This window comes from Candidatus Allofournierella excrementavium (assembly GCF_048526665.1).
Classification (GTDB): domain Bacteria; phylum Bacillota; class Clostridia; order Oscillospirales; family Ruminococcaceae; genus Allofournierella_A; species Allofournierella_A excrementavium.
On record NZ_DBGFPE010000017.1, the window covers coordinates 119,586 to 142,261 of the forward strand.

Consider the following 22,676-nt stretch of genomic DNA (forward strand, 5'->3'; position numbering starts at 1 on the left):
TCAGATGGTCAGACTTTCAGATATTTGCGGATGGAGCTGGCGGTGCCGATGCTGCCGATGAGCACGCCGAAGAGGACGAAGCCTCCCAGCACCAGATACCATACATCGGCCAGCGGCAGCAGCGTGCCGGCCAGCAGGGTGCCCCAGAAGCCGGGCAGCTTGACGGCGTAGATCAGCAGCAGCTGATAGCCGCCCAGCACCACCACGGTGGCGATGGCGCCGGCGATGAGGCCCACGGTGACGCCCTCCACAAAGAAGGGCAGGCGGATGAAGCCGTTGGTGGCGCCCACGTACTTCATGATGTTGATCTCTTTGCGGCGGGCGAACACGGTGAGGCGGATGGTGTTGCTGATGACCACCACGCTCACGAAGCCCAGCACCGCCACCAGGATGACGCACACCAGACTGACGCCCTTGTGCACGCTGGTGAACATCTGGCTCAGCTGCATGGGCGCGCCCACCGAGGAAACGCCCTCGATGGCTTCCAGCTGGGGCTGGATCTCGGGCAGGTCGCTCACGTCGTCCAGCACCACGCGGTAGTTGGCGAGGAAGGGGTTCTCGCTTCCCTCGAACACGTCGAAGAGGTAGGCGTTGTCGCCCATGCTCTCCTTCATGCGCTCCAGGGCCTCGTCCTTGGAGACGTAGGTCACTTCCCGCAGGCCGCTGATGCTGCGCAGGGCGGAATCCACCGCGGCGAGGCCCTCTTCGGTGAGGTCCTCGTCCAGATAGACCACCGTCTCGTTCTGGCTGCCCAGATAATCCATCAGGCTGCCCACGTTGAGGGTGAACAGACCGGCCACGCCGGTGATGAGCAGGCAGACGGTGAGCACGCCGATGCTGGCGACGCTCATCAGCCGGTTTTTCACCATGCTGTGCAGGCCCTGGCGGGCCAGATACTTGAAACTTGACCAGTTCACAGCAGCACCTCCCCCACCGGCGCTTCGGCGGTGTCGCCCACCACGCTGCCGTGGTCGATGCGGATGACCCGCTTGCTGAAGCGGCGGGCCAGCTCATGTTCATGGGTGACCACCACCACGGTGATGCCCACCGAGTTGATGGCGCTGAGCAGGCCCATCATCTCCACGCTCAGCTCGGGGTCGATGTTGCCGGTGGGCTCGTCGGCGATGATGAGCTGGGGGCTGTGCACCAGGGCGCGGGCCAGGGCCACGCGCTGCTGCTCGCCGCCGGAGAGTTCGTCCGGGTATTTGTCCATCTTGCCGGAAAGGCCCACCAGATTGAACACGTAGGGCACCCGGGTCACGATCTTCTTTTCGGGGATGTTGGTCACCCGCATGGCAAAGGCCACGTTCTCGTAGGCGGTCATGGAGGGGATGAGGCGGAAATCCTGGAACACCACGCCCATGTTGCGGCGCAGGTAGGGCACTTCCCGCTCTTTCAGGCGGGAGAGGTCCTTGCCGTCCACCAGGACGTGGCCGCTGGTGGCCTTTTCCTCCCGGAGGATGAGCTTCAGGAAGGTGGACTTGCCCGCGCCGGAGTGCCCCAGCACGAACACGAATTCGCCCTTGTGGATGTGCAGGCTGACATTCTTCAGGGCGGTGTTCCCGCCGGGATACACCTTGGTCACATTGTCAAAAACGATCATCAGGATACCTCTGCTGTGTGGGTTGGCGCTAAGCGCGAAACAGCCGGTCACGGTGTGCGACCGGCCGCCTGCTGGCGCTTGGGCTGTTATGTAAACGAAGAACGGGCAGGCATCATTGCACGCCGCGTGCAAAAAAGCGCGCGGCGTGCCGAACGGCCCGCTCAGTACTTGGCCGGGTTTGCGCTCAGGTACTTCTTGACCATCAGCGCCACCTTGAAGACGATGGCGTCGTCGAACTCGCGCAGGTCAAGGCCGGTGAGCTTCTTGATCTTTTCCAGACGGTAGACCAGGGTGTTGCGGTGCACGAACAGGCCGCGGCTGGTCTCGGAGACGTTGAGGTTGTTCTCGAAGAAGCGCTGGATGGTGAACAGGGTCTCGGCGTCCAGGCTTTCGATGCTGCCCTGCTTGAACACTTCCCGCAGGAACATCTCGCACAGGGTGGTGGGCAGCTGGTAGATCAGGCGGGCGATGCCCAGGTGATCGTAGCTGATGATAGACTGCTCGGTGTCGAACACCTTGCCCACTTCCATGGCCACCTGAGCCTCCTTGAAGCTGGTGGCCAGGTCCTTCACGTTGCCGATGGGGGTGCCGATGCCCACCACCGCCTTGATGTAGTGCTCGCCGGAGAGGGTGTCCACGATGGAGGCGGCCAGCTTTTCGATGTCCCGCTGGTCGATGCCGCGGCGGATCTCCTTCACCAGAACGGTGTCGGTCTCGCTGATGTTGAAGACGAAGTCCTTCTGCTTGTCCGGGAACAGGCCGCTGACCACGTCGTAGGCGGAGATGTCGGTGCCGGAGGTGACGCGGATGAGCAGCACCACGCGGGACACGTCGGTGGCGAAGTGCAGCTCGCGGGCCTTGGCGTAGATGTCGCCGGGCAGGATGTTGTCCAGCACCACGTTCTTGATGAAGTTGGCCTTGTCGAACTTCTCGTCGTGGTACTGCTTGATGCTCTGCAGGCTGATGGCCATCAGGCTGGCGAACTGGCCGGCGGTCTCGTCGGTGCCCTCCACATACACAGCGTAATCGTTGTGCTTGTTGGAGCTGAACTGATGGTAGGTGCAGCCGCCGCACTGGAAGCTGTCGCCGGTGAGGCGCTCGGCGGCAAAGCCGTCTCTCACCTCGCCGATCATGTTCAGATCCGAGCAGGAGATGACGGTGCCGGTCTCGTCCACGACGCCCACCGTACGGCCAATGGCGTCCTTCATCTGGTACACGACGCCCTGAAATACTCTGTTCGCCATAGAAATGCTCCCCTTTTTTGTATTCGATGATAAGCCTTGCGGCTGCGTTTGTGATTTTGAACAATTACAAACAACGTCTGTGTATATATTACACAATGAAATTTACTTTTGCAACATATTTCGGGCAAAAAAAATGCCATTTATTGTGTAATTTTGAGTTTTGGGTAAAAAAGGGGAAAAATAACGCCTTTTTTATCCTATTCCATAATTGTGACGGTTGTTTGAAAAAAGTTTGAAAAGCGGCCTTCCATGCGGCTTTTCAGCCCTCGCCGCCCGCCTGGATCAGGGCTTTTTCCTCCGGCGTGATGAGCCGCCAGGCCCCCGGCGCGAGGCCCTCGTCCAGCGCAAGGCCGCCGATGGCGGTGCGGTGCAGCCCGTTCACCCCGGCGTCCAGCACGCCGAACATCCGCTTGATCTGGTGGTAGACCCCCTGGCGCAGCACCACGGTGGCGGCGAAGGGGTCGGCTTCGTCCGGGATGAGCTGCGCCGGCTGCATGGTCTGGCCGTCTGCCAGGGTGACGCCGGCGGCGAAGGCCTTCACCATCGCCGGGGTGACGGGGGCGTCCAGCACCACCCGGTAGGTCTTGGGCACGTGGCGCTTCGGGGCCAGGATGTCGTGGGCGAAGGCCCCGTCGTCGGTGAGCAGCACGAAGCCGGTGCTGGTCTTGTCCAGCCGGCCGGCGGGAAAGAGCTGCCGCCGGGGGTAGGCTCCGCCCAAAAGGTCCACCACCGTTTTGTCCCGGCCGTCGGCGCTGGCGCTGACCACCCCGGCGGGCTTGTTCAGCATGATATATACATATTCCTCACACGCCAGAGGTTTGCCGTCGGCGCAGACGGAATCGCCCTCCCTGAGGGCGCAGTCGGCTTTTTTGCACACCTGCCCGTTCACCGTGACCCGGCCTTTTGCGATGAGGCCCCGGGCGGCGGAGCGGGTGAGCTGGGCGGCGTCCGCCACGAATTTATCCAGCCGCACGTTACACGCCCTCCACAAGGCGGCCCTTGTTGCCCTTGCCCTGGAAGGAGTCCACCTCCATGGCCAGCATCACCACCGCCGGCATGCCCCGCATGGCCCGCTCATGCTCGGGGCCGTCCATCCAGTCGCCGGAATACTTTTCACAGATGGCCCGCATGCCCGCCTGACGCTCGGCCTCGTCGGTGACCAGGCGCACATTGCCCTCGGCCACGCAGCTGGCGTAGACATAGGTGAACTTGCTGGGCTGGTTCTCGGCGTAGAGCACGCAGGAGAAGCAGGCCCGGGGCCGGGCGGTGAGGTTTTCCAGCTTCTGGCCCGCCCGGGCGCAGTGGAAATAAATGGTGCGGCCCACCAGCGCGGCGCACATGGGCACCGCGTAGGGGCTGCCGTCCTCGTTCACCGTGCAGAGAAAACCGTATTCGCAGTCCCGCAGAACGGTGAGAGCGTCCTCCTCGCTGAGTTTTCGGTCCATTCGGCGCAGGTCGCGCATGGAAAAAGTCCCCTTTCCGGCAAGATATTGTGTGTGACTGATTATAGCACATTTCTCCCCCGTTTTGTCTTTCCCCGCGGATTTTTGCGCCGGAACGCAAAAAAGCCGCCGGGAAATCTGCCCCGGCGGCCCGTTTTTTGTTTGGCCTCACATCTGTTTTTCCAGCTTGCAACGGTAGTAGACGGCGCTGAACTCCACAAAGAGGTAGGCCGCCACCAGCAGCAGCACCGCCGCCAGCTCCACCTCCATCAGCGCGAAGGTGAGCATCAGCGCGCCGTAGACGAAGGTCATCCGGTCAAAGGCCTTGCCCTTGGCCCGGTCGGCAATGGCCCGGTTGCGCTCGTCGGCGCGCTCCACTTCCAGCCTTCTTTGCAGCGCCGGGTCCCCCTTGACGGCCCGGGCCGCCAGCAGCTCCCCCGCGCCCTGGCCGAAGAGGCCGCAGCCCACCCCGATGCAGAGGTAGGGCAGCGCGCGCACCGCGCCCAGGTCCGCCCCGCCGCGCAGCAGCCACAGCCCCGCCGCCGCGGCCAGCAGACCCAGAAGAACGAACAGGACGTTCCAGGTGTTCTTTTTCATTTTGTCTCCTCCTCATAGATAAAAATGTCCTCGATGGTGAGGGAAAAATACCGCGCGATCTTGAAGGCCAGCTGGATGGAGGGGTTGTAGCGCCCGTTTTCCAGCGAGCCGATGGTCTGGCGGGACACCTCCAGCGCGTCCGCCAGTTCCTCCTGGCGCAGGCCCCGCGCCTTGCGCAGTTCTTCCAGTCGGTTTTTCATGGCCGTCTCCCTTCTGATGGAAAGTTCGCTTTCCATGATTTGAGTATAGCACATCCGCCGAAAATGTCAAGCATGCTTTCCATTTTCCCGCAAAAAATTGCCGCCGGAGCATTCCGGCGGCGAGACTGTGTGAGGGAGCCGAACGGCATCAAGGGCGCAGGATGCGCAGGAGGGCGGCGAAGATGCGGCGCGGGGCGGCCGCAAAAACGCCCGGCAAGCCCCTCGGGGCGCGCCGGGCAAAAATTCACTTGATGGCGGCAAAGACCGCCGCCTGTTCGACCCAATCCATCAATTCGTCGTCTATCTCCTCCTCGCGGGAGAGGACGAAGTGGTGGGTCCAGCGGTTCGGGTAGGGCTCAGTGACCACCGCCGCCCGCGGAGTATCCAGCGGCCGGTCCAGCCCCAGGGTGAGGACGATATAATGCGCGGGAAGTTCAGCCTTGCGCTTTGCCCGCAAAAAGGAGACGCAGGCGAACAGATGGCGGTTGTAAAAAGAGATCTGGCTTTTGCTCACCTTCAGCCGCACGTTCTCGATTTCCGAGAAGATGCGCGCCTCCAGCGCTTCATAGAGAGCCAGTTCCTCCGGCTTGCCGTCGAAGAAAAGCAGTGCGTCGCCGTTCATTTCCGCGGCCTCCTTTTGGGGCGTTTCTCCCCCGTTTTCTTCATTATAGCATAAAACGCCGGTGAAAGAGCGGGGCAGCGGGGCGAGACGGACACGGAAGACCGGCGCAGCGGGCCGGCTCACCGGAGCGGCCACCACCGGGCGGCCACGAAAAAACGGCGCGCCCCTTTTTTGCGGGGCACGCCGTTTTTTGTTGTTCAGTCTGCTTTGCTCACACGCTCAGCTCGGCGGTCTGGCCGGCGGCCTCGGGGTTCGCCGCCAGCACCGGGCCCAGCACGTTTTTCAAAAACTCGTCCACCTGATGGGCGCTGCGGCCGGTGAAGGCCTCGGGGCGCAGCTCGGCTTCAATTTCCTCACGGGAGAGGCCGAAGGCGGGGTCCGCCTCGATGCGCTGGATCATGTCGTTGGCAAGGCCCTCCTGCTTGACCTGGGCCGCCGCGGCGATGGCGTGCTGGCGCAGGCGCTCGTGGAGCTCCTGGCGGTCGCCGCCCTTTTTCACCGCCTTCATCATGATGTTCTCGCTGGCCATAAAAGGCAGCTCGGCCATCACCCGGGCGCGGATGACCTTGGGGTAGACCACCAGCCCGTCGCAGACGTTGAGCAGGATGTTCAGGATGGAGTCGGTGGCAAGGAAGGCCTCGGCCACGGCGATGCGCTTGTTGGCGGAGTCGTCCAGGGTGCGCTCGAACCACTGGGTGCCGGCGGTGAAGGCGGGGTTGAGCACGTCCACCATCAGGTAGCGGGCCAGGGCGCACACCCGTTCGCAGCGCATGGGGTTGCGCTTGTAGGGCATGGCGGAGGAGCCGATTTGATTCTTCTCGAAGGGCTCTTCCATCTCCTTGAAGTTGGCCAGCAGGCGGATGTCGGTGGCCAGCTTCATGGCGCTCTGGCCGATGCCCGCCAGGGCGTTCAGCACCATGGCGTCCACCTTGCGGCTGTAGGTCTGGCCGCTCACCGGCACCACCTTGTCAAAGCCCATGGCGGCGGTGATGTCCGCTTCCATGGCCTTGATCTTTTCCTCGTCGCCCTCGAACAGCTCCATGAAGCTGGCCTGGGTGCCGGTGGTGCCCTTCGCGCCACGCAGGGCCAGAGTGGCGATGCGGTGGTCAATTTCCTCCAGGTCCATGTAGAGCTCGTTGGCCCAGAGGGTGGCCCGCTTGCCCACCGTGGTGAGCTGGGCGGGCTGGCCGTGGGTGTAGGCAAGGCAGGGCATGGCCTTGTATTCGTCGGCGAATTTGGCCAGCAGGGCAAGCACGCCCAGCAGCTTTTTGCGCACCAGCTGCAGCGCCTCGCGCATGACGATGACGTCGGTGTTGTCGCCCACATAGCAGCTGGTGGCGCCCAGGTGGATGATGCCCTTGGCGTCCGGGCACTGCAGGCCGTAGGCGTAGACGTGGCTCATCACGTCGTGGCGGCACTCCTTCTCCCGGCGGATGGCGTCCTCATAGTTGATGTCGTCGGCGTGGGCCTTCAGCTGGGCAATTTGCTCGTCGGTGATGGCAAGGCCCTGCCGCTGTTCGGCTTCGGCCAGGGCGATCCAGAGTTTGCGCCAGGTGCGGAACTTGTTGTCGTCGGAGAAGATGTACTGCATCTCCTTGCTGGCGTAGCGGGTCTGGAAGGGGGAAATGTATCTGTCGTGTTCTGCCATAGTGCTCTTCGTTCCCTTTCTTTTGAAAAGGCCGCCCCATCAAAGGCCGGGGCGGCCCCTTTGCTTGGTTACAGCCGGAAGTAGTCCACGCCGCCCTCGAAGAGAGGCTGGTACTTGTCGCCCGGCACGTTCTTGTAAAGGTCGTTGCCGCTGCGCTCGGTGTGGCCCATCTTGCCCAGCACCCGGCCGTCGGGGCTGGTGATGCCCTCGATGGCCCAGACGCTGCCGTTTGGGTTGGCGGAAAGGTCCATGCTGGGCTTGCCGGCAAGGTCCACATACTGGGTGGCGATCTGGCCGTTCTTCAACAGCTGGGCCAGCACCGCGTCGCTGGCCACAAAGCGGCCCTCGCCGTGGCTGATGGCCACGGTGTGCACCTGGCCGGGCTGGCAGCGGCTGAGCCAGGGGCTGAGATCGGAGGCCACACGGGTGTTCACCAGCATGCTCTGGTGGCGGCCGATGGTGTTGAAGGTGAGGGTGGGGCAGCCTTCGTCCATGGGGCGAATTTCGCCAAAGGGCACAAGGCCCAGCTTGATGAGGGCCTGGAAGCCGTTGCAGATGCCCAGCATCAGGCCGTCCCGCTGCTTCAGCAGGCGGTGCACCGCCTCGGTGACGGCGGGGGCCCGGAAGAAGGCGGTGATGAACTTGGCGCTGCCGTCCGGCTCGTCGCCGCCGGAGAAGCCGCCGGGCAGCATGACGATCTGGCTTTCGTCAATGGCCTTCACCAGGGCCTCGCAGCTCTCGGCCACGGCGGCGGGGGTGAGGTTGTTGATGACCAGCACCTGGGGTTCGGCCCCGGCCCGGCGGAAGGCGCGGGCGGTGTCGTACTCGCAGTTGGTGCCGGGGAACACGGGGATGATGACCTTGGGCTTGGCAACGCCGATGGCCGGGGCCTTGCGGGCGGGGGCGGTGAAGGTGACAGCCTCCACCTCTTCGCCCTTGCCCCGGTAGGGGAACACCGGCTCCAGCTTGCCCTGCCAGGCCTCCTCCAGCGCGTCAAGGCCGATGACCTCGCCGCCCAGGGTGAAGGTGTAGGCTTCGGTGACGGCGCCCAGCTCAACAGAGCCGCCCACCGGCTCGTCCCCGGTCAGCTCCAGGATGAAGCTGCCGTAGGCGGGCTTGAACAGTTCGGCGGGGTCCACGCCGCCGGCCAGCTTGAAGCCCAGCCGGTTGCCCAGGCACATCTTGAACAGGCCCTCGGCGGCGCAGCCGTAGCCGGGGGTCCAGGCGGAGCGCACCTTGCCGGCGGCGATGAGGCTCTCCACCTGCTCGAACACCGCCTTCAGGCTGTGGTGCTCGGGGCGCAGGTCGTCGTATTTCGGGCGCAGCCACACCACGCGGCTGCCCGCGGCCTTGAACTCGGGGCTGATGACATTGCCGGTGGTGCCGATGGCGGTGGCAAAGCTCACCAGCGTGGGGGGCACGTCCAGCTTTTCGAAGCTGCCGGACATGCTGTCCTTGCCGCCGATGGCGGCGATGCCCAGGTCCACCTGAGCTTTCAGCGCGCCCAGCAGGGCGGTGAAGGGCTTGCCCCAGCGCTCGGGGTCGGTGCCCAGGCGCTCGAAGTACTCCTGGAAGGTCAGATAGGCTTTCTTGTGGTCAAAGCCGCTGGCCACCAGCTTGGCAACGCTCTCGATGACTGCCAGATACGCGCCGCTGTACTGCTTTTTCTCCATCAGCCAGGGGTTGTAGCCCCAGGCCATGCCGCTGCAGGTGGTGGTCTCGCCGTTCACCGGCAGTTTCGCCGCCATGGCCTGGGCCGGGGTGAGCTGGCGGCGGCCGCCGAAGGGCATCAGCACGGTGGCCGCGCCGATGGTGGAGTCAAACCGCTCGGAAAGGCCCTTCTGGCTGCAGACGTTCAGGTCGGTGACGAGGTTTTCCATCTTTTCGGCCCAGGTGTCGCCCTGCCAGTCCCGCTCGTAGGGCAGGCAGTCGTAGACCAGGACGTTGGCGTGCTTTTCGGCGCCGTTGGAGGCAAGGAACTTGCGGCTGACGTCCACGATGGTCTTGCCGCGCCAGGTCATGGTGAGGCGGGGCTCCTCGGTGACGGTGGCCACCACGGTGGCGTCCAGGTTCTCCTCGTGGGCCAGGGCCACAAAGGCCTCCACGTCCTCGGGGGCCAGCACCATGGCCATGCGCTCCTGGCTCTCGCTGATGGCCAGCTCGGTGCCGTCCAGGCCGTCGTACTTCTTGGGCACGGCGTCCAGGTCGATGGCAAGGCCGTCGGCCAGCTCGCCGATGGCAACGCTCACGCCGCCCGCGCCGAAATCGTTGCAGCGCTTGATGAGGCGGGTGGCCTCGGGCCGGCGCAGCAGGCGCTGCAGCTTGCGCTCGATGGGGGCGTTGCCCTTCTGCACCTCGGCGCCGCAGGTCTCCAGGCTCTTGACGCCGTGGGCCTTGGAGGAGCCGGTGGCGCCGCCGAAGCCGTCGCGGCCGGTGGCGCCGCCCAGCAGCACCACGATGTCGCCGGGGGCGGGCTCTTCACGCCGGACGTTGGCGGCGGGGGCCGCGCCCACCACCGCGCCGATCTCCATGCGCTTGGCCACATAGCCGGGGTGATACAGCTCGGTCACCTGGCCGGTGGCAAGGCCGATCTGGTTGCCGTAGCTGGAATAGCCCGCCGCGGCGGTGGTGACCAGCTTGCGCTGGGGCAGCTTGCCGGGCAGGGTGTCCGCCACGGGCACCAGCGGGTCGCCCGCGCCGGTGACGCGCATGGCCTGATAGACGTAGCTGCGGCCGGACAGGGGGTCGCGGATGGCGCCGCCGATGCAGGTGGCCGCGCCGCCGAAGGGCTCGATCTCGGTGGGGTGGTTGTGGGTCTCGTTCTTGAAGAGATACAGCCAGTCCTGCTCTTCGCCGTCCACGTCGCACTTGATCTTGACGGTGCAGGCGTTGATCTCATCGCTTTCGTCCAGGTCCTTCAGCTTGCCGATGGCCTTGAGGTACTTGCCGCCGATGGTGGCAAGGTCCATCAGGCACATGTCCTTCTTGCGGCCGGCATACACCGCCTTGCGCATGGCAAGGTAGGAGTCGAAGGCCTTCTTCACCTGCACGTCCTCGATGCGCACCTCCTCCAGGATGGTGCCGAAGGTGGTGTGACGGCAGTGGTCGCTCCAGTAGGTGTCGATCATCTTGATCTCGGTGATGGTGGGCTCCCGGTGCTCATAGCGGAAGTACTGCTGGCAGAAGGCGATGTCCGCCTCGTCCATGGCAAGGCCCCGCTGGGCGATGAAGTCCTTGAGGCCCTGCTCGTCCAGCTCCAGAAAGCCCTTCAGCACCTCCACGTCGGCGGGCACGGGGTAGTCCACCTGCAGGGTGTCCACCGTTTCCAGGGACGCTTCCCGGGCCTCCACCGGGTTGATGACATACTTTTTGATGCGCTCCATGTCTTCGGCGGGGATATGGCCGGTGAGCAGATAGACCCGGGCGGTGCGCACCTGGGGCCGCTCGCCCTGGCTGATGAGCTGGATGCACTCGCTGGCGGAGGAGGCGCGCTGGTCGAACTGGCCGGGCAGATACTCCACCGCGAAGGTGGCGTCCGCCGCGGGCAGCGAATCATAGACCGCGTCCACCGGGGGTTCGCTGAACACGGTGGGCACGCAGGAGTCGAACAATTCCCGGCTGATGCCCTCCACGTCGTAGCGGTTCAAAAGCCGCAGGCCGGTGACGCTCTCGATGCCCAGCAGGCTGCGCACCTCATTCAGCAGGCTTTGGGCCTCGTGGTCAAAGCCCGCTTTCTTTTCCACATAAACTCGATATACCATGGGGTACCTCCCTTGAAACTGTGGGGTTCACCGCAGGGCCTCCAGCGCCCGGTGACCGATGTCGCTGCGGCGGTGCAGCCCTTCGAAGGAAATGTTGTCGGCGGCGGCGTAGGCCTTTGCCAGCGCCGCTTTGAGGTCCGGGGCGGTGGCGGTGACGCCCAGCACCCGCCCGCCGGAGGTGACCAGTTTGCCGTCTTTGAGGGCGGTGCCGGCGTGGTAGACCACCGCTTCGCCGCCGGGCAGCTGACCGTTTTCAAGGCCGGAGATCTCCTTGCCTTTTTCATAGTGCTCGGGGTAGCCGCCGCTGGCCAGAATGACGCAGGCGGCGCTTTCGGAAGAGAATTCCACCGGGGTCTCCGCCAGCCTGCCCTCGGTGCAGGCCAGCATGACGCGCAGCAGGTCGCTCTTCAAAAGGGGCAGCACCACCTGAGTCTCGGGGTCGCCGAAGCGGCAGTTGTACTCGATGACCTTGGGGCCCGACGGGGTGAGCATCAGCCCGAAGTAGAGGCAGCCCTTGAAGGGGCAGCCCTCGGCGGCCATGGCCGCCATGGTGGGGGCAAAGATGGTCTTTTCGCACTGGGCCGCCGCCTCGGCGGTGTAGCAGGGGTTCGGGGCCACGGTGCCCATGCCGCCGGTGTTCAGGCCCTTGTCGCCGTCCAGCGCACGCTTGTGGTCCATGCTGGACACCATGGGCTTGAGGGTCTTGCCGTCGGCAAAGGCCAGCACGCTGACCTCGGGGCCGGTGAGGAATTCCTCCACCACCACCCGGCTGCCGGAAGCGCCGAACACCTTTTCCTCCATCATCTCGTGGAGGGCTTCCTTGGCGGCCTCTTCGCTCTCGCAGATGAGCACGCCCTTGCCCAGAGCCAGGCCGTCCGCCTTGATGACCACCGGGTACTTGCCCTTGGCGCGGATGTAGTCCAGGGCCTTTGCCGGCTCGTCGAACACCTCGTACTCGGCGGTGGGGATGCCGTATTTCTTCATCAGGTTCTTGCTGAACACCTTGCTGGCCTCGATGCGGGCCGCGGCGGCGCTGGGGCCGAAGGCGGGGATGCCCGCTTCGGCCAGCCTGTCCACCAGCCCCAGGGCCAGCGGGTCGTCGGGGGCGACCACAACGTAGTCCACCTTTTCCTTTTTCGCCAGCTCCACCTGGCCGTCGATGTCGGTGGCGGCCACCGGCACGCAGCGCGCGTCGGCGGCGATGCCGCCGTTGCCCGGCGCGCAGAGGATCTCAGAGCACAGGTCGCTCTCTTTCAGTTTTTTCACAATGGCGTGTTCCCGGCCGCCGCCGCCCACTACCAGAAGTTTCATGGGTAGGTCTCCCCCTTTCGTTTGTTCCCGAACGCACAGACGCCCGGCGCGGCAAAAACCGTCGCGTCGGGTGGTCGTTTGCAGGCAGCACCGCATCAATTCCAGGTGGTGGAGCGCGCCAGAAAATTTTTTGTGAGATGAACCAAAAAGCGCAGGCAATCCTTGGTGGATTGACGAGCATTTTTGGAAAATATCACGGAAAATTTTGGCGCGATACGCCGCCTGAGGCGCCTCGCCGTGAATTGTGCGGTGTTGCCTTTAGTGATGGAACAGCCGCAGGCCGCAGAAGGCCATGGCGATGCCGTATTTGTTGCAGGTGTCGATGACCTGTGCATCGCGGATGGAGCCGCCGGGCTCCACGATGGCCACAACGCCGCTGCGGCGGGCCCGCTCGATGTTGTCGCCGAAGGGGAAGAAGGCGTCGCTGCCCAGGCACACGCCGCTCACCTTGGCCAGCCATTCCTTCTTCTCGGCGGCGGTGAGGGGCTCGGGGCGGGTGGTGAAGGTCTCGGCCCACACGTCCTCGCCGATCACGTCCTCATACTCATCGGAGATGTAAACGTCGATGGCGTTGTCCCGGTTGGGGCGGGAGACGTCCTCCCGGAAGGGCAGGGCCAGCACCTTGGGGTGGTGGCGCAGCTGCCAGATGTCCGCCTTGTTGCCGGCAAGGCGGGTGCAGTGGATGCGGCTCTGCTGGCCCGCGCCCACGCCGATGACCTGCCCGCCCTGGGCGTAGCAGACGGAGTTGGACTGGGTGTACTTGAGGGTGATGAGGCAGAGCACCAGGTCCCGCTTCTGTTCGGCGGTGAGGTTCTTGTTCTCGGTGACGAGGTTTTCCAGCATGTCCTCGCCGATGCGCAGGTCGTTGCGGCCCTGCTCGAAGGTGATGCCGAACACCTGCTTGTGCTCGATGGCGGCGGGCACATAGGAAGCGTCGATCTGCACGATGTTGTAATTGCCCTTGCGCTTGGACTTCAAAATCTCCAGGGCGGCGGGGGTGTAGCCGGGGGCGATGATGCCGTCGGACACCTCGTGCTGGATGACCTTGGCGGTGGACTCGTCGCACTCGTCGGAGAGGGCGATCCAGTCGCCGAAGCTGCTCATGCGGTCAGCGCCGCGGGCCCGGGCGTAGGCGCAGGCCAGGGGGCTGAGCTCCAGCCCTTCGCAGAAGTACATCTTTTTGAGGGTGTCGTCCAGGGGCAGGCCCAGGGCCGCGCCCGCCGGGGAGACGTGCTTGAAGGAGGCGGCGGCAGGCAGGCCGGTGGCCTGCTTCAGGGCCTTGACCAGCTGCCAGGAGTTGAGGGCATCCATGAAGTTGATGTAGCCGGGCTTGCCGTTGAGCACAGTCACCGGCAGCTCGCCCTCTTCCATATAGATGCGGGCGGGTTTCTGGTTGGGGTTGCAGCCGTATTTCAGTTCCAGTTCCTTCATCTTTCGTTTTCCCCCTTATTCTTCACAAACTGCGTCGTACTTGTTGATGATAACATCCTCGGTCTCGCCGGTGGCAAGGTCGATGGCCCGCACGAACAGGCTGACCTTGTTGTCCTCGTTCAAAGACTCCCACATCTTTGCCGCCAGCTCCTCCGCCTCTTCCGGCAGGGCCACCCGCTCCGGCTCGCCCTCAAAGCTGGGGATGGGGCTGCCGTCGCACTTGTAGGTGTGCAGGAAGTGGCCTTCGCCGGCCACCGGCTGGGGATACTCGAAGAAGTACCGCCGGCAGCTCTCGCCGTTGCCGTCGGCGCTCTTGAGGATGGACAGCTTGTAGCTGCATCCGCCTTCGGCCAGCTCCACCACGCCGCTGATGCGGGGGGTCCAATTGGGGCCGTCCGGCTCGAAGGTGCGGGTGCGCAGGGCGGCCTCGAAGCTGTCGCCTTTGGCCATGAAGTCGTACACCGTGTCGGTCTGGTCGCCGTTGGTCACGATGTGGGTGTTTTCGCCCACCGTGCGCACCGGGTTATAGATGATGAGGCTGGGGTCCTCCAGCTTTGCCGGGTCCGCCGCCAGGGTGCGGATGCCGCCGATGGCCTCCACCGGGTCGAACACCCGGTTGCGGCTGTTGGCGCTGCGGCCCATGATGAAGTAGGCGATGAGCGCCTTTTTGCCGCTGGGGGCAAGGCCCAGCACGATGCCCCGGCCGGGGTAGGCGTTGGTCTTCAGCTGTTCATAAAGGTCAAGCAGTTCCATTTCCTCATTCTCCCTTTTCGTCGCGCGCCGCAGCGGGCGCGGGTTCAGCCTTTGTCGTACTCGGCGCACACCTTGGCCAGCGCCGCGGGCAGCAGCTGCCATTCGGCCTGCTCCATCACCCGCCGCTGCAAAGTCTCGGGGGTGTCGCCCTCGGCCACCTCCACCGCCTTCTGGGCGATGATGCGCCCGCCGTCGCACACTTCGTTGACGAAGTGGACGGTGGCGCCGGTGACCTTGACCCCTTTGGTCAGGGCCGCCTCGTGCACCTTGAGGCCGTACATCCCCTCGCCGCAGAAGCTGGGGATGAGGCTGGGGTGCACGTTCAAAATGCGCTCGGGGTAGGCGGCGATGACGCTCTCGCCCAGAATGGAGAGGAAGCCCGCCAGCACCACCACGTCGATGCCGTTTTCCTTCAAAACGCCCAGCAGGGCCTTATCGAATTCCTCGGCGGCGGCGTAGTCCTTGCGGCGGACCACCACGCCGGGCACGCCGGCGTTCTTGGCCCGCTCGAGAGCGTAAACGCCGGGCTTGGATGCCACCACAAGGCTGATCTTGCCGTGGGGGTTTTCGCCCCGGGCCTCGCTGTCCAGCAAAGCCTGGAGGTTGGTGCCTCCGCCGGATACCAGCACCGCTACCTTCAGCATAACTCCACCCCGTCGCCGGCGACGATCTCGCCCAGGACCCAGGCGTCCTCGCCGTTCTTTTTCAGAATTTCAACGGCGCGGTCAGCGTCCTCTTTGGCCACCACCAAAATCATGCCAACGCCCATGTTGAAGGTGTTGAACATGTCCCGCTCGGGGATGTTCCCGGCGGTCTGGATGTGTTTGAAGAGGGCGGGAGTGCGCACGTTTTCTTTGGCGATGCGGGCGGCGCACCCTTTTTTGAGGCAGCGGGGGATGTTCTCATAGAAGCCGCCGCCGGTGATGTGGCTCACGCCCTTGACGGTGACTTCCTCCATCACCGCCAGCACGGGCTTGACGTAAATCTTGGTGGGGGCCAGCAGGGCCTCGCCCAGGGTGCAGCCCAGGTCGGCGTGGTGCTCTTTCAGCACCTCGGGGTGGTGTTCCAGGTCAAAGACCCGGCGCACCAGCGAAAAGCCGTTGGAGTGGACGCCGGAGGAGGGCAGGGCGATGATGACGTCGCCCTCCTGCATGGTGCTGTTGTCCAAAAGTTTTGCCTTGTCCACAGCGCCCACGGTGAAGCCCGCCAGGTCGTACTCGTCCTCGGGATAGAAGCCGGGCATCTCGGCGGTTTCGCCGCCCACCAGAGCGCAGCCGGCCTGCACGCAGCCCTCGGCAACGCCGGCCACCAGCTGGGCGATTTTTTCCGGCACGTTCTTGCCGCAGGCGATGTAGTCCAGGAAGATGAGGGGCTTCGCGCCGGCGCAGATGACGTCGTTGACGCACATGGCCACGCAGTCGATGCCCACGGTGTCGTGCTTGTCCATCAGAAAGGCGATTTTCAGCTTGGTGCCCACGCCGTCGGTGCCGGAGACCAGCACGGGGTGGGGCATGTCGGTGCAGTCCAGTTCAAACAGGCCGCCGAAGCCGCCCAGGCCGCCGATGCAGCCGGAGGTCATGGTGCGGGCGACGTGCTGTTTCATCAGTTCCACCGCCTTGTAGCCGGCGGTGATGTCCACCCCGGCGGCGGCGTAGCTGGCAGAATAACTCTTTTCCATGGCGCGCTCCTTTGCGTTCATTCAGTGGCTTCGGGGATCTTGCTCTCGAATTTGCTCTTTTCGGTCACGGCGGGGGTCTCGGCGGGGTACTTGCCGGTGAAGCAGCCGGTGCACAGCCCCAGGCCGCAGCCCTCGGCGATGTTCTTCACGCCCTCCACGCTGAGGAAGCCCAGGCTGTCCACGCCCAGGATGTCCCGCATCTCCTCCAGGGTGTGGTTGGCGGCGATGAGGTTCTCGCGGCTGTCCACATCCACACCGAAATAGCAGGGATAGAGGAACTCCGGCGCGCTGGAGAGGAAGTGCACCTGGGTGGCGCCGGCCTCCCGCAGCAGCTGCACGATCTGGCGGCTGGTGGTGCCCCGGACGATGGAGTCGTCCACCAGCACCACCCGCTTGCCCCGCACCGTGTCGGCGATGGGGTTCAGCTTGATGCGCACGGTGTTCTCACGCAGCTTCTGGTCGGGCTGGATGAAGGTGCGGCCGATGTATTTGTTCTTCAAAAAGCCGATGCCGTAGGGGATGCCGCTCTGCTGGGAGTAGCCCAGAGCCGCGTCCAGGCCGGAGTCGGGCACGCCGATGACCACATCCGCCTGGATGGGGTGCTCCAGCGCCAGCATGGCGCCGGCGCGGCGGCGGGCACGGTGGACGGAGGCGCCGTCCACCACCGAGTCGGGCCGGGCGATGTAGACGAACTCAAAGACGCACAGGCTGGAAGGCTTTCCGCAGTGGGTGCGGATGGAGCGCATGCCGTTCTCGTCAAAGACGATGATCTCGCCGGGCTCCACGTCCCGCACGAACTCGCCGCCGGCGGCGGCGATGGCGCAGCTCTCGCTGGCGATGACGTCGCTGCCGTGCAGCTTGCCGATGCACAGGGGCCTGAAGCCGTGGGGGTCACGGGCGGCGATGAGCTTGCGGGGGCTCATGATGACAAGGCTGTAAGCGCCTTTCAGCATGGGCATGGTCTTTTCCACCGCTTCCTCGATGCTGCCGCTGGAAAGGCGCTGGCGGGTGATGGTGTAGGCGATGACCTCGGTGTCGCTGGTGGAGTGGAAGATGCCGCCCTCCAGCTCGATGGCCTGCCGCAGCTCATAGGAGTTGGTCAGGTTGCCGTTGTGGGCCAGGGCCATGGGGCCCTTCACGTGGCGGATGACGAAGGGCTGGGCGTTGGCCCGCAGGGGGGTGCCGGTGGTGGCATAGCGGCAGTGGCCGATGCACATCTGGCCCCGGGGCATGCTCTCCAGCACGTCCTTGGTGAACACCTCGTTCACAAGGCCCAGGTCACGGCGCTTGTAAATAACGCCGCCGTCGTTCACCGCCATGCCGCAGCTTTCCTGGCCGCGGTGCTGCAAGGCGTACAGGCCGTAGTAAGTGGCGGCCACCACATCCTGGCTCTCGTCCCGGCGGTAGATGCCGAACACGCCGCACTCCTCGTGCAGTTTTGCGTCAAATCGTTCCATAGTTTCCCTTTCTGTGCTTGTGGTTGCGATGGCCGGCCCCGCCGGCCGCGGACGGCTCAGCCCAGCAGGCGGGCCATGACCTCCTGGTAGGCCTCTTCCTCACCGCCCAGGTCGCGGCGGAACAGGTCCTTGTCCAGGTGAGCGCCGGTGGTGGCGTCCCAGAAGCGGCAGGTGTCGGGGCTGATCTCGTCGGCCAGCACGATGGTGCCGTCCGCAAGGCGGCCGAACTCCAGCTTGAAGTCGATGAGGCGGATGCCAAAGCCCAGCAGGTACTCGCTGAGGATGCTGTTCACCTTGAAGGCGTACTCGCTGATCTGGTCGATCTCGGCCTGGGTGGCAAGGCCCAGGGCCAGGGCATGATAGTGGTTGATGAGGGGGTCGTGCAGGTCGTCGTTCTTATAGCTGAACTCCAGGGTGGGGCACTTCAGAACGGTGCCCTCGGGCACGCCCAGGCGCTTGGTGAAGCTGCCGGCGGCCACGTTGCGCACGATGACCTCCAGAGGCACGATCTCGACCTTCTTCACCAGGGTCTCGCGGTCGCTCAGCTCCTCCACAAAGTGGGTGGGCACGCCCTTGCCCTCCAGCATCTTCATCAGGTTGTTGGACAGGCGGTTGTTCACAACGCCCTTGCCCCGGATGGTGCCCTTCTTGGCGCCGTCGCCGGCGGTGGCGTCGTCCTTGTAGTCCACAATGACCAGGTTCGCGTCGTCGGTGGCGAACACTTTCTTGGCTTTGCCCTCGTACAGCTGCTCCATCTTTTTCATCGTTATACTCTCCTTTTTATTGTAAAAGTCTGTGGTGCGTTTTTATCACAGCTCGGCAAGCTGGGCCTGCAGGGCTTCTTCCTTTTTGGCGATCTGGGCGGCCATGGCCTCGCGGTCGGCGGCCAGAAGGGAGGCCAGGCGCTCGTCGGTGACGGCCAGGATCTGGGCGGCCAGCACGGCGGCGTTCTTCGCGCCGTTCAGCGCCACGGTGGCCACGGGGATGCCGCTGGGCATCTGCACGGTGGCCAGCAGGGCGTCCAGCCCGTCCACAGCGCCGCCCTTCATGGGGATGCCCACCACCGGCAGGGTGGTGTTTGCGGCGACGGCCCCCGCCAGATGCGCGGCCATGCCCGCCGCGCAGAGGATGACGCCGAAGCCCTTGTCCCGGGCGGATTTGGAGAACTCCGCGGCCTCGGCGGGGGTGCGGTGGGCGCTGAGGATGTGGGCCTCGAAGGGGATGCCCAGCCGTTTGAGCTCGGCGCAGGCGCCTTTCACCACCGGCCAGTCACTGTCGCTGCCCATCAAAACGGCCACTTTTTTTGTCTGTGTCACCTTTGTTCGACCTCCCTGTAATCAAAAAAGAAAAGGCGTGGTGCACACTTACACCACGGCCTTTGTTTCACTTCGATAAAGGGGTGCTCTTCCCCCGCTGTTTGCGCGCGCGGCACTTCGCCCCGCCATGGGAACCGGGCCGCCCAAACACACAACGCCCCATGCCGCGCACCTCCTGCAAAAAAATCTTGCCCACCGCCGCATCGGGTGCGGCGCGCGGGCGTGCTTTCTACCCTTTCAGTTTAAAGGGTGCGGCGGCAAAATGCAACCTGTTTCGCACCGTGCAAAACATTTTCAGAACATTTGCTCCGGGCGCATTGTTTTCCCCGCGCTTTTTTGGCACGATTACCAATCAAATCGCTTGGTAGTCATACTTTCCCGGCGGTGATGGCGGCGTATTTCGCGCCGGTGACGGCCAGCAGATCGGCGGGCGCAAGCTCCACCTGGGCCCCGATGCGCCCGGCGCTGACCATGATGGTCTCCTTGTCCTCGGCGCTCTCGTCCACCGTGGTGACGAAGGCCTTTTTCATGCCCACGGGGCTGCATCCCCCCCGCACATAGCCGGTGGTCTTGAGCAGGTCCGCCACGTGGAGCATGGCCACGCTCTTCTCCCCCACCGCCCGGGCGGCGGCCTTCAGGTCCAGTTCTTCCGCCACCGGGATGACGAACACATAAAAGGCCCGGCTGGCCCCCTGGGTCACCAGCGTTTTGAACACCCGCGCCGGGTCCTGCCCCAGCTTTGCCGCCACGGCCACCCCGTCGATGGCCCCGTCGGAATGGTCGTACTCGTGGAATGTATAGTTCACCTTCGCCTTGTCCAGCATGCGCATGGCGTTGGTCTTGGGCTGCGCCATTGTTTCTTTCCCCTTTTTGCCGCCGCGGCCATCGGGCCGGGCGTTTTTTCTTTTATTGTAGCACGCCGCGCAAGGGGGAACGCTTTCCCTTGACAAAGCGTTTGCCGCGTGCTATGCTTTGCACAAATCTTTTTGAACGCGCGAGGTGCGCCATGACCACTCTGTTCACCGCCAGCATGTATTATTACGGCTTTTACTTCATGATGGGTAAAGGCTCTGTTTGCTGCGGTCAGGCGGGAGTGTAAAGGGCGCGGGAAAGCGCGTTTCGGCACACAAAACCACCGGGAAGTCTGCGGCAGCAGGCTTCCCGGTTTTTTATTCTGAAACGAGGGGGAAAACCGACATGATCATCATTCTGAAACAGCACGCCGACCAGCAGGCCGTGAAGGACCTTTGCAGAGAGCTGGAGGGCCGCGGCCTTTCCATCCACGAGAGCCAGGGCGCGGAGACCCACATCCTGGGCCTTGTGGGCGACACGAAATCCATCGCCGAGAGCTGGCTGCGGGCCAGCCCGGTGGTGGAGGACGTGCGCCGGGTGAGCGAGCCCTACAAGAAGGCCAACCGCAAGTTTCACCCGGAGGACACGGTGGTGGACGTGAGCGGCGTGAAGGTGGGCGGCGGCAGCTTCGCCGTCATCGCCGGGCCCTGCAGCGTGGAAAGCGAAAGCCAGATCGAGACGGTGGCCGCCGCGGTGCAAACCGCCGGGGCGAAGCTTCTGCGGGGCGGCGCTTTCAAGCCCCGCACCTCCCCCTACTCCTTCCAGGGCATGCGGGCGGAGGGGCTGGAGCTTCTGCGCCACGCCCGGGCAAAGACCGGCATGCCCATCGTGACCGAGATCATGAACACCGAGCACCTGCCCCTCTTCGCCGACGTGGACCTCATCCAGGTGGGGGCGCGGAACATGCAGAACTTCGAGCTGCTCAAGGCGGTGGGCCAGAGCGGGCGGCCGGTGCTTTTGAAGCGGGGCCTCTCCGCCACGCTGGAGGAGCTGGTGATGAGCGCCGAGTACATCATGGCCGAGGGCAACGACCAGGTCATTTTGTGCGAGCGGGGCATCCGCACCTTCGAGCCCAGCATGCGCAACACGCTGGACATCAGCGCCGTGCCCATGCTGAAAAAGATGACCCACCTGCCGGTGGTCATCGACCCCAGCCACGCGGCGGGCATCGCCTGGATGGTGGAGCCCCTGGCCGCGGCGGCGGTGGCCGCCGGGGCGGACGGCCTGATGGTGGAGGTGCACAACGACCCGGCCCGGGCGCTGTGCGACGGGGCCCAGAGCCTGACCCCGGCCCAGTTCTCCGCCCTGATGGACAAGCTGCGCCCGCTGGTGAGCCTGATGGGCAAGACGCTGGACTGAACCGCCTTGCAACACCGGCACGGATACGTTAAAATAATAAAGTAAAGCGTTTTTTCCGCCCGCCGGGCGGAACAGATACGGGGAGGGTTTTCAAAATGGATCTGCATCTCAACAGCATCTGCGTACAGGGCGGCTACACGCCGGGCAACGGCGAGCCCCGCCAGGTGCCCATCATTCAGAGCACCACCTTCAAATACGCCACCAGCGAGGACATGGGCAAACTGTTCGACCTGGAGGCCAGCGGCTATTTTTACAGCCGGCTGCAGAATCCCACCTGCGACACGGTGGCCGCCAAGATCTGCCAGCTGGAGGGCGGCACCGCCGCCATGCTCACCAGCTCCGGCCAGGCGGCCAGCTTCTACTCGGTGTTCAACATCGCCGGCTGCGGCGACCATGTGGTGAGCAGCAGCACCATCTACGGCGGCACCTACAACCTCTTCGCCGTGACCATGAAGCGGATGGGCATCGAGTTCACCTTCGTGGACCCGGACTGCTCCGAAGAAGAGCTGAACGCCGCTTTCCGCCCCAACACCAAGGCGGTGTTCGGCGAGACCATCGCCAACCCCGCCCTGACTGTGCTGGACATTGAAAAGTTCGCCAAGGCGGCCCACGCCCACGGCGTGCCCCTCATCATCGACAACACCTTCGCCACCCCGGTGAACTGCCGGCCCTTCGAGTGGGGCGCGGACATCGTGACCCACTCCACCACCAAGTACATGGACGGCCACGGCTCCGCCGTGGGCGGCGCCATCGTGGACAGCGGCCGCTTCGACTGGACCAAGCACCCCGACAAGTTCCCCGGCCTTTGCACCCCCGACGATAGCTATCACGGCGTGGTGTACACCGAGCGCTTCGGCCTGGAAGGCGCCTACATCACCAAGGCCACCGCGCAGCTGATGCGTGACTTCGGCAGCGTGCAGAGCCCCCAGAACGCCTACCTGCTGAACCTGGGCCTGGAGAGCCTGCACGTGCGCATGAAGCGCCACTGCGAGAACGCCCAGGCGGTGGCGGAGTTCCTCCACGACCACCCGAAGGTATCCTGGGTGAGCTACTCCGGCCTGCCCGACGACAAGCACTACGCCCTGGCCCAGAAGTATCTGCCGAACGGCGGCTGCGGCGTGGTGAGCTTTGGCGTAAAGGGCGGGCGCAAGGCCGCCGAGACCTTTATGAAGCACCTGAAGCTGGCGGCCATCGAGACCCATGTGGCCGACGCCCGCACCTGCTGCCTGCATCCCGCCAGCGCCACCCACCGCCAGATGAACGACGAGGAGCTGGCCGCCGCCGGCGTGAGCCCGGACCTCGTGCGCTTCAGCTGCGGCCTGGAGGACAGCCGCGACCTCATCGCCGACATCGCCCAGGCGCTGGAGCAGGTTTGACCATTTCCATTTGAAAGGAGAGCGGC

At 64.5% G+C, this 22,676-nt stretch carries 21 protein-coding genes; 2 read left to right on the forward strand and 19 right to left on the reverse strand.

All coding sequences use genetic code 11. From position 1 onward, the window contains the following. Positions 1–8: 8 nt before the first annotated feature. The 19 genes from ftsX to ybaK all read right to left on the reverse strand — a co-directional run bounded on the left by ftsX (position 9) and on the right by ybaK (position 19,917). Positions 9–917: a permease-like cell division protein FtsX gene (gene ftsX / locus ACMI1Q_RS05915; protein ID WP_417026454.1), complete on the reverse strand. Its 909-nt coding sequence runs from the start codon at positions 915–917 to the stop codon at positions 9–11. Continuing rightward, positions 914–1,603, reverse strand: a complete 690-nt coding sequence (ftsE, locus tag ACMI1Q_RS05920) for a cell division ATP-binding protein FtsE (protein ID WP_177522146.1) — start codon at positions 1,601–1,603, stop codon at positions 914–916. The genes ftsX and ftsE overlap by 4 nt, the downstream gene beginning before the upstream one ends. A gap of 161 nt (positions 1,604–1,764) precedes the next feature. Continuing rightward, positions 1,765–2,847: a PucR family transcriptional regulator gene (locus ACMI1Q_RS05925; protein ID WP_177522145.1), complete on the reverse strand. Its 1,083-nt coding sequence runs from the start codon at positions 2,845–2,847 to the stop codon at positions 1,765–1,767. Between the two features lie 259 nt (positions 2,848–3,106). Beyond that, positions 3,107–3,820, reverse strand: a complete 714-nt coding sequence (locus ACMI1Q_RS05930) for a pseudouridine synthase (RefSeq protein WP_419503117.1) — start codon at positions 3,818–3,820, stop codon at positions 3,107–3,109. A 1-nt stretch (position 3,821) separates the two neighbouring features. After that, positions 3,822–4,292 (reverse strand): pyridoxamine 5'-phosphate oxidase family protein, encoded by a 471-nt coding sequence (locus tag ACMI1Q_RS05935; protein WP_419503118.1) that lies wholly within the window; start codon positions 4,290–4,292, stop codon positions 3,822–3,824. Between the two features lie 165 nt (positions 4,293–4,457). Beyond that, complete coding sequence (locus ACMI1Q_RS05940; RefSeq protein WP_394980575.1) at positions 4,458–4,886, reverse strand: hypothetical protein; 429 nt, start codon at positions 4,884–4,886, stop codon at positions 4,458–4,460. Further along, entirely contained in the window at positions 4,883–5,086 is a 204-nt protein-coding gene (locus tag ACMI1Q_RS05945; RefSeq protein WP_177522141.1) for a helix-turn-helix transcriptional regulator, read from the reverse strand. The genes ACMI1Q_RS05940 and ACMI1Q_RS05945 overlap by 4 nt, the downstream gene beginning before the upstream one ends. 244 nt (positions 5,087–5,330) lie before the next feature. Beyond that, positions 5,331–5,708 (reverse strand): DUF5655 domain-containing protein, encoded by a 378-nt coding sequence (locus ACMI1Q_RS05950; protein WP_419503119.1) that lies wholly within the window; start codon positions 5,706–5,708, stop codon positions 5,331–5,333. Positions 5,709–5,919: 211 nt separating this feature from the next. Then, positions 5,920–7,356, reverse strand: a complete 1,437-nt coding sequence (gene purB / locus ACMI1Q_RS05955) for an adenylosuccinate lyase (protein WP_177522877.1) — start codon at positions 7,354–7,356, stop codon at positions 5,920–5,922. Between the two features lie 68 nt (positions 7,357–7,424). Beyond that, entirely contained in the window at positions 7,425–11,117 is a 3,693-nt protein-coding gene (locus tag ACMI1Q_RS05960) for a phosphoribosylformylglycinamidine synthase (RefSeq protein ID WP_419503120.1), read from the reverse strand. 27 nt (positions 11,118–11,144) lie between these two features. After that, positions 11,145–12,428 (reverse strand): phosphoribosylamine--glycine ligase, encoded by a 1,284-nt coding sequence (gene purD, locus ACMI1Q_RS05965; RefSeq protein ID WP_419503121.1) that lies wholly within the window; start codon positions 12,426–12,428, stop codon positions 11,145–11,147. Between the two features lie 258 nt (positions 12,429–12,686). Further along, positions 12,687–13,859 (reverse strand): phosphoribosylaminoimidazolecarboxamide formyltransferase, encoded by a 1,173-nt coding sequence (locus tag ACMI1Q_RS05970; protein WP_419503122.1) that lies wholly within the window; start codon positions 13,857–13,859, stop codon positions 12,687–12,689. A 15-nt stretch (positions 13,860–13,874) separates the two neighbouring features. Then, positions 13,875–14,612: an IMP cyclohydrolase gene (locus ACMI1Q_RS05975; protein ID WP_419503123.1), complete on the reverse strand. Its 738-nt coding sequence runs from the start codon at positions 14,610–14,612 to the stop codon at positions 13,875–13,877. A 44-nt stretch (positions 14,613–14,656) separates the two neighbouring features. Next, positions 14,657–15,256 carry a phosphoribosylglycinamide formyltransferase gene (gene purN, locus ACMI1Q_RS05980; protein WP_419503124.1) on the reverse strand — a complete coding sequence of 200 codons (600 nt, stop codon included), beginning with the start codon at positions 15,254–15,256 and terminating at the stop codon, positions 14,657–14,659. Next, a complete protein-coding gene (gene purM / locus ACMI1Q_RS05985; RefSeq protein ID WP_419503125.1) occupies positions 15,250–16,290 on the reverse strand; it encodes a phosphoribosylformylglycinamidine cyclo-ligase in 1,041 nt (346 codons plus the stop codon). The genes purN and purM overlap by 7 nt, the downstream gene beginning before the upstream one ends. Before the next feature lie 17 nt (positions 16,291–16,307). After that, entirely contained in the window at positions 16,308–17,747 is a 1,440-nt protein-coding gene (purF, locus tag ACMI1Q_RS05990) for an amidophosphoribosyltransferase (protein WP_419503126.1), read from the reverse strand. Between the two features lie 56 nt (positions 17,748–17,803). After that, positions 17,804–18,511 (reverse strand): phosphoribosylaminoimidazolesuccinocarboxamide synthase, encoded by a 708-nt coding sequence (gene purC, locus ACMI1Q_RS05995; RefSeq protein ID WP_419503127.1) that lies wholly within the window; start codon positions 18,509–18,511, stop codon positions 17,804–17,806. Positions 18,512–18,556: 45 nt separating this feature from the next. Next, positions 18,557–19,063: a 5-(carboxyamino)imidazole ribonucleotide mutase gene (purE, locus tag ACMI1Q_RS06000; RefSeq protein WP_419503128.1), complete on the reverse strand. Its 507-nt coding sequence runs from the start codon at positions 19,061–19,063 to the stop codon at positions 18,557–18,559. A gap of 368 nt (positions 19,064–19,431) precedes the next feature. Then, entirely contained in the window at positions 19,432–19,917 is a 486-nt protein-coding gene (ybaK, locus tag ACMI1Q_RS06005) for a Cys-tRNA(Pro) deacylase (protein ID WP_417025137.1), read from the reverse strand. A 343-nt stretch (positions 19,918–20,260) separates the two neighbouring features. Here ybaK and aroF point away from each other — a divergent pair, with 343 nt between their 5' ends. Both aroF and ACMI1Q_RS06015 read left to right on the forward strand, forming a co-directional pair. Continuing rightward, on the forward strand, positions 20,261–21,274 hold the full coding sequence (aroF, locus tag ACMI1Q_RS06010) for a 3-deoxy-7-phosphoheptulonate synthase (protein WP_177522887.1): 1,014 nt from the start codon (positions 20,261–20,263) through the stop codon (positions 21,272–21,274). Between the two features lie 95 nt (positions 21,275–21,369). Further along, positions 21,370–22,650, forward strand: coding sequence for an O-acetylhomoserine aminocarboxypropyltransferase/cysteine synthase family protein (locus ACMI1Q_RS06015; protein ID WP_419503129.1), 1,281 nt, complete (start codon positions 21,370–21,372; stop codon positions 22,648–22,650). The last annotated feature ends 26 nt before the right edge of the window (positions 22,651–22,676 follow it).

Bases quoted from the DNA above. Each gene is read 5' to 3' on its own strand.
- ftsE (WP_177522146.1), bottom strand. From the start codon at position 1,603: ATGATCGTTTTTGACAATGTGACCAAGGTGTATCCCGGCGGGAACACC.
- ACMI1Q_RS05925 (WP_177522145.1), bottom strand. From the start codon at position 2,847: ATGGCGAACAGAGTATTTCAGGGCGTCGTGTACCAGATGAAGGACGCC.
- ACMI1Q_RS05935 (WP_419503118.1), bottom strand. From the start codon at position 4,292: ATGGACCGAAAACTCAGCGAGGAGGACGCTCTCACCGTTCTGCGGGAC.
- ACMI1Q_RS05940 (WP_394980575.1), bottom strand. From the start codon at position 4,886: ATGAAAAAGAACACCTGGAACGTCCTGTTCGTTCTTCTGGGTCTGCTG.
- ACMI1Q_RS05945 (WP_177522141.1), bottom strand. From the start codon at position 5,086: ATGAAAAACCGACTGGAAGAACTGCGCAAGGCGCGGGGCCTGCGCCAG.
- ACMI1Q_RS05950 (WP_419503119.1), bottom strand. From the start codon at position 5,708: ATGAACGGCGACGCACTGCTTTTCTTCGACGGCAAGCCGGAGGAACTG.
- purB (WP_177522877.1), bottom strand. From the start codon at position 7,356: ATGGCAGAACACGACAGATACATTTCCCCCTTCCAGACCCGCTACGCC.
- ACMI1Q_RS05960 (WP_419503120.1), bottom strand. From the start codon at position 11,117: ATGGTATATCGAGTTTATGTGGAAAAGAAAGCGGGCTTTGACCACGAG.
- purD (WP_419503121.1), bottom strand. From the start codon at position 12,428: ATGAAACTTCTGGTAGTGGGCGGCGGCGGCCGGGAACACGCCATTGTG.
- ACMI1Q_RS05970 (WP_419503122.1), bottom strand. From the start codon at position 13,859: ATGAAGGAACTGGAACTGAAATACGGCTGCAACCCCAACCAGAAACCC.
- ACMI1Q_RS05975 (WP_419503123.1), bottom strand. From the start codon at position 14,612: ATGGAACTGCTTGACCTTTATGAACAGCTGAAGACCAACGCCTACCCC.
- purN (WP_419503124.1), bottom strand. From the start codon at position 15,256: ATGCTGAAGGTAGCGGTGCTGGTATCCGGCGGAGGCACCAACCTCCAG.
- purM (WP_419503125.1), bottom strand. From the start codon at position 16,290: ATGGAAAAGAGTTATTCTGCCAGCTACGCCGCCGCCGGGGTGGACATC.
- purF (WP_419503126.1), bottom strand. From the start codon at position 17,747: ATGGAACGATTTGACGCAAAACTGCACGAGGAGTGCGGCGTGTTCGGC.
- purC (WP_419503127.1), bottom strand. From the start codon at position 18,511: ATGAAAAAGATGGAGCAGCTGTACGAGGGCAAAGCCAAGAAAGTGTTC.
- ybaK (WP_417025137.1), bottom strand. From the start codon at position 19,917: ATGGCGCAGCCCAAGACCAACGCCATGCGCATGCTGGACAAGGCGAAG.
- aroF (WP_177522887.1), top strand. From the start codon at position 20,261: ATGATCATCATTCTGAAACAGCACGCCGACCAGCAGGCCGTGAAGGAC.
- ACMI1Q_RS06015 (WP_419503129.1), top strand. From the start codon at position 21,370: ATGGATCTGCATCTCAACAGCATCTGCGTACAGGGCGGCTACACGCCG.